Here is an 11,202-nt window from a genome sequence, read left to right on the forward strand (position 1 = left end):
GCTTACGCGCGTGGTTGTGATGTCTTATCTGTCTCACTCATCCCGTAGGAGTCGCCGTCTGGCGCTCCAATCAATAAATGGGAACAGCTTTAGCATCGAGAAAGCGCTAATAAATTTACTCGCATAAACAAAGCCAAAAAACTGTACCCAATCCCATTTTCATAATCTATTTATAATCATAATAGTCATGTAATGTCCCTTTGATAATGTTTACAGTCACTATAGAATTGTTAGTCAAAACCAACCAATAACTTTAACAAAGCTTATTATAAAAAACGAGAAAATTCGATTCCTATATGGAGCAGAAATGATAAATTAAAGAATTACATTCTCATTGGGGTGAGTGAAATCGTGGTATTTTTAACTTATATAACTGGAGAGCTGCCCGTTCTGACCATCATAGGCTATGTATGAAAGGGGAAGTAGTTCGTAATTAACGGTATTAGTTGTTTCTGAATATTTCTCCAGCATAAAAAAAGTTATACAACTGTTATATTCTCTTTATTTTTATTTATCTATCCCTAAGCAATAATAAAATTTGAACTCTTACGTCATAGAGCATATGATATAAATAGCGAAAGTAAAGGTGGTTCCCTGTATATGAAAATTAGTGGTTTCTCTATAAAAAGACCTGTATTTACTACTGTAATTATGTTTTTAGTAGTTATATTAGGAGCTGTTTCTTTTTTTAAAATTCCAATCACATTGATCCCAGAGTTAAATCCTCCAATTGGCGTTGTCGTAACTAACTATCCTGGTGCTGGGCCAATAGAGGTAGATGAAAAAATAACCAAACCATTAGAAACTTCTTTAAGTACCTTACCTGGTATTAAGTCAATCAGTAGTACCTCTCAAGAAAGCGCTAATTTTATTTTGTTAGAATTTGATTGGTCTACAGATATGGATGATGTTCAATTGGACATCATGCAACGAATAGATTTAGTGCCCGTACCTACTGGAGCAGATAAACCAAGATTTTTAAAATTTGATCCTGCACAGTTTCCTGTCATTCAGTTATCACTAAGAGCTGCTGATGATGGACAAGATATTCGATTAATAGCAAAAGAGCTAGAGAAGGAATTAATCAGCACAGAGGGTGTTGCAAGTGTTAATATATCTGGCTCACTTGTTGAAGAAGTACAGATATTATTAGATCAAAACAAATTAATTCAAAATGGACTAACTCAAAGTGATATTGTCCAGCTAATTCAAGCGAATAATATTTCTCTTCCTGGAGATCCAATAGAAACAGAGGAAAAGATGTCCTTAACTACTCGAATTATGAGCTCATTAACCTCTGTTGAAGAAATACAAAATTTAATTATTACTGTTAACCCAATTGATGGTTCACAAATAACTATTTCCGATGTTGCAACAGTTCAGTTAGCAGAACAAGAAACAAATAGTGAAACAAGAGCCAATGAAGAGCCGGCTGTTCTCTTGTCTGTGCTCCAAGAATCTAGTGCAAATACTGCACAAGTATCTACAGCCTTTCAAGAGGCATTGGACAAGCAGCTAGAGAAAGATGAATATAAGGGAGTCACAGCGGATATTCTTTTTGATCAAGGTGATTACGTCAAGCTGGCGATTAACAATATTGGAACCACTTTAGTAACAGGTGGTTTATTGGCAATGGTAGTTTTGTTCGTGTTCTTAAAAGGCATTAGAAGTCCAATTATTATTGGTGTGGCAATCCCATATTCCGTTATTGTGACATTTTTACTGATGTACTTTGCTGGTTTTTCTTTGAATATTATGACGCTCGGAGCACTTGCATTGGGAATTGGGATGCTAGTTGATAATTCTATTGTTGTTATCGAGAATATCGAAAGGCATCTCGGTTTAGGAAAAGACCCTAAAGCTGCAGCTTTAACAGGTACAAAAGAAGTAAGTGGAGCAATTACAGCCTCTACTTTAACAACTGTAGCAGTATTTATACCTGTAATTTTCCTTTCAGGACTTATTGGCCAGATATTTACCGAATTTGCGTTAACTATTTCGTTTAGTCTTATTGCTTCACTTTTTGTTGCACTCACTGTCATACCTATGATGGCTAGTAGAATGTTAAAAAAACCAAAAGGAGATTTAGAAGCTAGAAGACGAAGATCGAAGGCTTACAACAATTTGGAGAAATCGATTAAGTGGTCTTTAGGTCACCGAGCTTTAATTCTTACTATGACCTTAGCTTTACTAATTATTTCTGTATTTGGTATTTTCCGTGTAGGTACTGAATTTTTACCTCCTACGGATGAAGGCTTTGCATCTATTAGTGTAAGGTTACCAAATGGTTCATCGTTTACATCTACAAATGAAGTAGTAGACGAGATAGAGAATATATTGCAGGAACAGAAGGATGTAGATGTCTATGTAAGCTTCGTAGGCGGAAGTCAAGAGGGCATGTCTCGAGGTACTTCTAAATCTAACATCGCAGAAATCTCTGTGAAACTAAAACCGCTTGATGAACGAAGTCAATCTACATTTGAATTTGTAGATAAAGTACAGCCTAAAATAGCACAAGCAATAGGAGAAAGAGCAGAGATAAACTTTAATGTTCAAACAGCATCTGGCTCCTCACCTAATGTGGTATCTTTCAATATTTCCTCTGCTGATAAAAATGTATTAAACCAAGCCGTTGCTGATTTGCAGGCTGATTTAGAAAAAATAAAAGGCGTCACTAAGGTCAACAATGACATTATTTCTACCGTAGAGGAAGTACAAATGATTGTTAAGCGTGATGCAGCAACTGAACTAGGTCTCGCTCCTGCTCAAGTAGCTCAAATGGTTAACAATGTAACGAGAGGCGTGTTAGCTTCCCAAATAATCTCGGAAGACAATGAAGTTTACGGAGTTTACGTTAAATATAACGAGTCAGACCGGGAAAATATTGAAACCTTAAAGCAATTAAAACTGCGTACTCCATCAGGTCAATTTGTTAACCTTGAGGATGTTGCAAGTATAGAGGTTGCTGAGGGACCAGTAGCTATACGTAGCTTAAACCAGGCTAGCGCGGTTGCATTTTCTGTTAAGTATGAATCAGAAAATACGCTAGGAGATATGTCCGAACAAATTGATCAAGTAATAGAGAATCAAAATTTTAACGATAAAGTGCAGGTCAATTTTGGTGGAGACAGAGAGTTGATGGATAATGCCAAAAATGATATGATTTTGGCTGTTTTATTGGCGGTCGTCTTAGTATTTATCGTAATGGCAGCCCAGTTTGAATCTTATAAATATCCGTTTGTAATCATGTTTACTGTACCGTTAATCGTGATAGGTATTGGGATTGTCTTATTCATTACAAATACTCCTATTAGTGTTTCCGCTGTCATAGGGATACTAATACTTGTTGGAATTGTGGTGAATAATGGGATTGTATTAGTAGATTACATTAACCAGCGTAAAGCAGATGGCTTTTCATCCTTCGAGGCAATTACGACTTCCGTTCGGGATAGAGTACGTCCGATACTAATGACAGCTCTAACGACAATATTAGGTTTAATTCCATTGGCCCTAGGAATTGGAGAGGGAACAGAAATAAATCAACCAATGGCTTTAACTGTAATTGGTGGTTTAGTTGCTTCGACTTTACTAACGTTATTTGTAGTGCCAATTATCTATAGTCTAGTGGACAAAGAGACAAGAAAAATAAAATCATCTTAAATAAGAAAAGCTCCGATAATTTACATACTGTAAAATTTCGGAGCTTTATTTTTGTATACATTGGTTTGGTTTAAGGCACTAGAATCTAATAGAATATCGTATAACACCTTTTCCGATTAAAGTTTATGTATGCGCATTTAGAGGTCTTTAGTATAATCAAAAAAAGGGGATGATTACCAATATGTCTAATGCATTGATTACAGGATTTCCAGGGTTTTTGTCGAAAAATATCATAAAGGAACTACGTCATCAAAATCGATATTCCGCTATTTATGTTCTAGTTCTTCCTAACCTAGTTCAAAAAGCTGAACAGGTAATAAGTGAAATTTACGAGGACGGAATAACTAACCAATCGATTATTGTAGTGAAAGGGGATATTACACTTTCAAATGCAGGGCTTGATAATGAAACAATTAACAACTTAAAGCAAGAAATAAATGATGTGTGGCATTTAGCAGCTATTTATGACTTAGCTGTTCCAAAGGAAATTGCCTGGAAGGTTAATGTGGAAGGAACTAAATTATTTAATGAGTTAGTTCTTAAACTTCCAAATATAAAAAGATATATGTATTTTAGCACGGCTTATGTGGCGGGGAAAAGAGAAGGTAAGCTACTGGAGACGGAACTTATTAAACCCCCTGGATTTAAAAATCATTATGAGGAAACAAAATACGAGGCAGAAGTACTTGTAAACAACTTAAAAAGCCAACTGCCACTTACCATTATTAGGCCAGGGATTGTAAGGGGACATTCCATCACAGGAGAAACGATTAAGTTTGATGGGCCATACTTTTTTATAAACATGATTAACAGATTGAAACGATTACCTATAATACCTTATCTCGGTAAGTCCACGTCTTTTATTAATGTAGTACCCTCTGATTACATAACGAAAGCCTCCATATATTGCTGTTTTGATGAAGAAGCAGAAGGGAAGACTATTCATTTAACCGATCCAAAGCCTTATCCAGTTGAAGAGGTATATAGAGCTTTTGTTAGAGAAGTTACAGGGAAATATCCTAAGGGGAGAATACCATTAGCATTAGCAAAGGGATCTGTTAGCTTATTACCTATAAGAAAGTTCCTGCAGGTTGAAAAAGAAACATTAGATTATCTCACTTGGAATTCTTCTTTTGATACAACAAATGCTGAAAAAATTCTACGTAAAGGGGAAATAAATTGTCCTGATTTTATAGAATCGATACCTTCCATGGTTCGTTTTTACAACAAACACAAAGACGATCCAACCTATCATATTTCCATTAAATAATTATGCTTTACTAATCACTTAAATGTTGTTATTATAGACATATAAATAAATAGACTCTTGACGTTCGTCAAAGGGGAGTAGCTATAGGGAAACCTATTTCATAGTCGTCATTACATGGCTTTTGCCATCGGTTATGATAGCACATTAATTTTTAATTTGCTTAGCAAGACCTTTGCCTTTTTTTAGGCAGGGGTCTTTTTATATTTCAAAGGAGGATATATTTTTATGGATTATGGAATTTTGTTAGAGTATGGATGGGTTTTACTTGTCCTAGTAGGACTGGAAGGCTTGCTAGCTGCCGATAACGCAGTAGTAATGGCAGTAATGGTTAAGCACTTACCGAAGGCCCAACAAAAAAAGGCTCTGTTTTACGGTCTATTAGGAGCTTTTGTTTTTAGATTTGCAGCTTTATTTATGATTACGTTTTTAGTTAACATCTGGCAAGTGCAGGCACTAGGTGCTGCTTATCTGTTATTTATCTCGATTAAACATATTTACGATCAACGTAAAAAACCAGGTCCGCATATTGAAACGGATGGCTTAGAAGAAAATGCAAAAGGTTCAGGATTCTGGATGACTGTATTAAAAGTTGAATTAGCAGATATCGCGTTTGCAATCGACTCTATGTTAGCTGCAGTTGCGATTGCAGTAACGTTACCATATTGGGGAGACTTTGAAATTGGTGGAATTAACGGTGGACAATTTGCAGTAATGTTCATCGGTGGTGTAATTGGGCTAGTTATTATGCGTTTTGCCGCACATAAATTTGTTCAATTACTTGAAAAATATCCAACACTAGAAACAGCTGCATTTTTAATAGTAGGTTGGGTAGGGGTTAAGTTAACTGTATTAACACTATCTCATCCAAGTGTAGCTATACTTGATGAGCATTTCCCACATTCAACTGGATGGAAATTGACTTTCTGGGTTGTTTTACTAGTAATCGCAATTGGTGGGTATTTACTTGGTGTAGCCAAAAACAAAAAGACTGCTTAATTTTAGTAAATATATAATGATTTAGTTAAAAGTATGAAAGATAGTATTGTTACTGCTATCTTTTTATACTTTTTTTTTTTACAATGATTTAATAGGCTCTCTTTAACTTGAAAGGAACATATTAAATGAAAAACAATACATTTAAAGCGAAATATAAAATGACACCGGCTCAAATAATTGTTTCTTATTATTTTATTGCCATTGCTATTTCAGTTATTCTACTTCGCTTACCCGGGGTTCATAGGCCAGGTGTGAAAGTAGACTTTATTGATAGCTTGTTTACAGCAGTTAGCGCCGTTAGTGTAACAGGGCTAACAACTATAAGCATTGTAGATACATATACTATTTTTGGGTATATCATGCTTATTCTAATTCTCCAGCTTGGAGGAATTGGAATAATGTCTTTAGGAACATTTATTTGGCTTGTGGTTGGTAGAAGAATTGGTTTAAGGGAAAGGCAGTTAATCATGGTTGACCACAACCAGTCTAAAATGTCGGGTGCTGTAATGCTTATAAAGGAAATTATTAAAATTCTCTTATTCATTCAATTGCTTGGTTCAATTATACTGACAGTTTACTTTACGCAATACTACGATACGTTTAAACAAGCATTGTTACATGGAGTGTTTACTTCTGTTTCTGCTACTACTAATGCCGGTTTTGATATAACAGGTGAATCCTTAGTTACTTATCATCATGATTACTTTGTTCTGATCATCACGAGTATAATGATTGTATTTGGTGCAATTGGCTTTCCTGTTTTAATTGAGGTAAAAGAATTTCTTTCCAATAAAAATAAAAGTTTTAGATTTTCATTATTTACGAAGCTCACTACTTTAACGTATGGGGCCCTATTAGTTATAGGAACAGTGATGATTTTTTTACTTGAATTATTTAATACTCTTAAGGATCTACCTTGGCATGAGAAATTCTTCACTGCTTTTTTTCATTCAGTATCAACTCGGTCTGCGGGGCTAACTACTGTGGACATCAATATGTTTAACGAAGGAACTAATCTTTTTATGAGTGCACTCATGTTTATTGGTGCTTCTCCTAGCTCAGTAGGGGGAGGAATACGGACAACTACCTTTGCACTTGCAATCTTGTTTCTAATAAACTTTTCTAGAGGCAAAGAAAATATACAAATATTTAATCGGGAAATTCATCTACTCGATATTTATCGAGCCTTTGCAGTATTTGTTTTAGCTATTCTGATGGTCTTTGCTGCAACAATTATATTATCGGTTTCGGAACCGGGTGTTGCAGTAGCGTCCCTACTATTTGAAATAACCTCTGCGTTTGGTACGTGTGGTATGTCGCTTGGGGTGACAGAGAACCTATCTTCCTTTGGGAAGCTAGTAATCATGCTCCTCATGTTTATAGGAAGAGTCGGTTTAATATCCTTCCTATTTACACTAGGAGGTAAGCGAAAGATTACCAAATACCATTATCCAAAGGAACGTGTAATTATTGGGTAATTAAAAGCTGCTTTTGAATGACTGCTAGTTATTCTTACAGAACACAGTGACTAAGCTTGTGGAAAGAGATTACTGATCAGTAACCCTCTTGTAAACCAAAGTGGAAACAAAAGCTACGAGGAAACAACAGAAGCCCCAGAATTTACCGAATGGTAAAGTTTCTGGGGCTTTTGAATTTAAAGCAGGCTTATTAGACTTCTCCTAATTTCTAGAGTAAAATTTGGTTATTATTAATTCGTTACTGTGATATTTTCTTTTGGTTGCAAGAAGAAGAATTGTGGAGCTTGTCCGTTTTGGAATGCAGTCAGTAAGAAACCATTCTCTTCTTTGATAATTCCTTGCTTAAACAAATCCACATTAACAGTAATTGGTGTGATAAATGTCTGTTTGTACAGTTCTCGTTCTGACAAATTTAAGTGTGAAAAGTCTACTCCAGCAATGGAGGAATCCTCTATTAGTAGCTTATAAATAGCAGACTGAGTTTCTTTGTTTAAATCATTATTCCACCAAGGCTTCCGAGGTTGGAATTTTTGTTTTGATAAATAATCTAGTTTCATAACAGACTTAATAGTTGCTAAAGGAATATTTTCTAATTGTTCTAGGAAAGCAAAAAGACGTGTATATAGGTCCTCTAGCTGATGACCAATTCTAGACCAATTTCTTTCTTCCCAATAGGTACCGAATTGTTGGAAAAAGTCGAAAGGTGTTTCAAATACATGTTCAAAAAGAAATTCTAACGTTTGGTCCATTCTATGTGCATTCCAATACTTTTCTAGAACGTCTTCCACTTGCTTAATACGTAAAATATCATGAAAGCTCAATACATTATTGGAGAAAATTTCATATGGCGCTTGGTCTACATAGACATAACCATACTTTTCCGCTTCAACTCTCAATCCTGTACCTCTTAAAAGCTTCAAAAAGCCTAGTTGTAACTCCTCGGGACGCATTTCGAAAACTTCATTGAAAGTATTTCGGAAGGAATGATAATCCTCTTCTGGTAGCCCAGCGATTAAATCTAAATGTTGATCGATTTTTCCACCGCTTTTAACCATAGTAACTGTCCTTTTCAACTTTTCAAAGTTCTGTCTGCGTTTAACTAACTCATTCGTCAAATCGTTGGTAGATTGAACACCAATTTCGAAACGGAAAAGACCAGCTGGAGCATTGTCATTTAAAAATTGAATAACTTCTGGTCGCATAATATCAGCTGTTATTTCAAATTGAAAAACAACTCCTGGTAAATGTTCGTCGATTAGGAATTGAAACATTTCCATAGCATAACTTCTACTAATGTTGAAAGTACGATCGACGAATTTTATAGTTTTTGCACCATTTTGCATTAAGTATCGAATATCCTCTTTAACTTTTTCACGATTGAAATATCGAACACCAACTTCAATAGAAGAGAGGCAGAATTGACAAGAAAAAGGACACCCTCTACTAGTCTCAACGTAAACAATACGTTTAGAAAGATTAGGTAAATCCTCTTCAAAACGATATGGAGAAGAAGATTCACGTAAATCTAATTTTGGAGGTAGCGGATTTAGAATAAATTTGTCGTTTTGTACATATGCTAGTCCAGGTACTTCTTTTAACTCTTTCTTTTTGGAAAGAAAATCTAATGTTTCCTTGAAAGTCTGTTCACCTTCTCCAACTACGATATAGTCAATTTCTGTCACTTTACGGAGCCAAACATTCGTGTCATAGGAAACTTCGGGACCGCCTAAAATAATAGTTATAGAAGGATCTACTGTTTTTAACATCTTGACTACTTTAATGGTTTCTTCAATGTTCCAAATGTAACAGCTAAAGCCAACTACATTCGGTTTTTTTTGGTACAAATCAGCTACTATATTAAAAGTTGGATCTTTTATAGTATATTCAACAATAAGGGGGGAATAGTCAGGTGCTGCTGCAGCCTTTAAACAGCGTAATGCCAAATTCGTATGGATAAACTTTGCATTTAATGTGGTTAATATTATATTCATTTTCTTAACTCCTTTAGTTTTGCATAACTATTGTAACAGTGAATATTCATGTCGACAATATGGTCAAAAATAACCATATCCAGAATAATAAAAGTGTGGAATAATCAGAATTAATCAATAATTTAAAAATTTGAATTGTTTATTCTCAGATTCTTATGAGAGGTTGGGTGCAAAATGTTAGCAGAATACGAGTACAAACAAAGGTTTGAACAGGTTTTCCAACTCTTTTCCAGTGGATTAATATTTATAAGCGATGAAGGAGAAGTCCTAGACGCTAATCCATATATAGAAAAAGTGTTAGAGATAGAACGAGAAGAATTGCTTAAAATGAACTCTAATACACTTTTGAATATGTTCTCTCTCACTGGAGCTTCTAGAAAGACATTTCTACAGAATTTAGCTTCAAAAGGACAAGCAGAATTTTTTAGTGAATTTCAAACATATATGGGTGACAATAGGTATCTGCATTTGATTGTATCTAAACAGAGTGAATCTAATCTATTTCTCATGGAAATACATGATGAATCAGAAAAAATGTTTATGAAGAAGCGCCTTAATCATAACGAATCGTTAAGTACTCTAGGACAACTTGCGGCAAGTATCGCTCATGAAATACGTAATCCCATGACATCTTTAAAGGGATTCACACAGCTGTTACTGAAAACTGCTAATGAAGACGGAAAAAGATACTTGGATGTTATTGATCATGAGATACAAAGAATGGAAGAAATATTGACAGAATTTCTTCAAGTTTCAAAGCCGAGCAACAAAGAGTACACCTACTTCGAAATTGACCAGCTCATAACAGAGGTAGCTAGTTTCATGACTCCACAATCTCTCATGAAAGCAATTGAAATTAATATTACTAATGAATTATATACAAACATTAGAGTATTGGGAAATAGGAACCTTTTAAAACAGGTTTTTATAAATGTCATAAAAAATGCTATTGAATCTATGGTAAAAAGTGGTAAAATAGATATTAGATTATCTTTGTCTTGTGATGGATTTGTAAGTATTAAAGTAAAAGATGAGGGGAATGGAATTGGAGAAGAAGAATTAGCAAATATTTTCAAGCCATTCTTCACAACTAAATCGACAGGGACTGGACTTGGATTATCTCATGCCTATGAAGTTATGGAGGCTCATGGCGGTAAAATAGAGGTTGAGAGTATGGTTGGAAATGGAACGGTCTTTAATTTCCTACTTCCCTTACAAGTAGCTTCCTAAGCTATTTTGACAATCTATTAGTCTGACCTATATAATGATTGTTAATGTAATTTAATATAGGTGAGGATGACGACAATGACCAATGACTTATCGAGTAGTGCTTTGAAATTATTTATAGTACTTTCCCGTGCTCATAAAGTAATACATGAATGTACAAATCATTTCTTTCAAGAAAATGGGTTAAATCCAACTGAATTTGCGGTATTAGAGCTTTTGTTCCATAAAGGAAAGCAACCCTTGCAACAAATAGGAAATAAGATATTACTCGCTAGTGGGTCTATAACTTATGTAGTAGATAAGCTTGAGGGTCGTGGCTTTATAAAGCGGGTATCCAGCGATACAGATCGAAGAGTTACCTATGCGGAAATAACAGAAGAAGGTTCAGAGTTTATGAAAGAATTATTTCCACGTCATGAGCAGCAGTTAGTCCAATTAATGAGTATCTTGACAGAAGATGAAAAAAAGGATGCTATAGAATTAATAAAGAAGCTTGGTCTGTCCATTAAAAAATTATCTTAAGAACTTCGAGCCATAGTACGGCCCGAAGTTTTTATTTTAATTGATTTTAATAGTATTT

The 11,202-nt window shown here is 34.9% G+C and carries 7 protein-coding genes; 6 read left to right on the forward strand and 1 reads right to left on the reverse strand.

All coding sequences use genetic code 11. From position 1 onward, the window contains the following. Window positions 1-600 precede the first annotated feature (600 nt). The 4 genes from AC06OU_RS08535 (at window position 601) to AC06OU_RS08550 (ending at window position 7,404) form a co-directional block, all read left to right on the forward strand. Window positions 601-3,660 (forward strand): efflux RND transporter permease subunit, encoded by a 3,060-nt coding sequence (locus tag AC06OU_RS08535; protein WP_475855203.1) that lies wholly within the window; start codon window positions 601-603, stop codon window positions 3,658-3,660. Window positions 3,661-3,841: 181 nt separating this feature from the next. Further along, window positions 3,842-4,930, forward strand: coding sequence for an SDR family oxidoreductase (locus AC06OU_RS08540; protein WP_475855204.1), 1,089 nt, complete (start codon window positions 3,842-3,844; stop codon window positions 4,928-4,930). 225 nt (window positions 4,931-5,155) lie between these two features. Then, entirely contained in the window at window positions 5,156-5,926 is a 771-nt protein-coding gene (locus tag AC06OU_RS08545; RefSeq protein ID WP_342566891.1) for a TerC family protein, read from the forward strand. A 125-nt stretch (window positions 5,927-6,051) separates the two neighbouring features. Then, window positions 6,052-7,404: a TrkH family potassium uptake protein gene (locus tag AC06OU_RS08550; protein ID WP_475855205.1), complete on the forward strand. Its 1,353-nt coding sequence runs from the start codon at window positions 6,052-6,054 to the stop codon at window positions 7,402-7,404. A gap of 230 nt (window positions 7,405-7,634) precedes the next feature. On the opposite strand, the gene AC06OU_RS08555 is transcribed toward AC06OU_RS08550, so the two are convergent. Then, on the reverse strand, window positions 7,635-9,395 hold the full coding sequence (locus AC06OU_RS08555; protein ID WP_475855206.1) for a B12-binding domain-containing radical SAM protein: 1,761 nt from the start codon (window positions 9,393-9,395) through the stop codon (window positions 7,635-7,637). Between the two features lie 174 nt (window positions 9,396-9,569). Here AC06OU_RS08555 and AC06OU_RS08560 point away from each other — a divergent pair, with 174 nt between their 5' ends. Further along, window positions 9,570-10,625: an ATP-binding protein gene (locus AC06OU_RS08560; protein WP_475855207.1), complete on the forward strand. Its 1,056-nt coding sequence runs from the start codon at window positions 9,570-9,572 to the stop codon at window positions 10,623-10,625. Between the two features lie 75 nt (window positions 10,626-10,700). Then, complete coding sequence (locus AC06OU_RS08565; protein WP_169358888.1) at window positions 10,701-11,144, forward strand: MarR family winged helix-turn-helix transcriptional regulator; 444 nt, start codon at window positions 10,701-10,703, stop codon at window positions 11,142-11,144. The last annotated feature ends 58 nt before the right edge of the window (window positions 11,145-11,202 follow it).

It is taken from the genome of Psychrobacillus sp., from assembly GCF_056205495.1.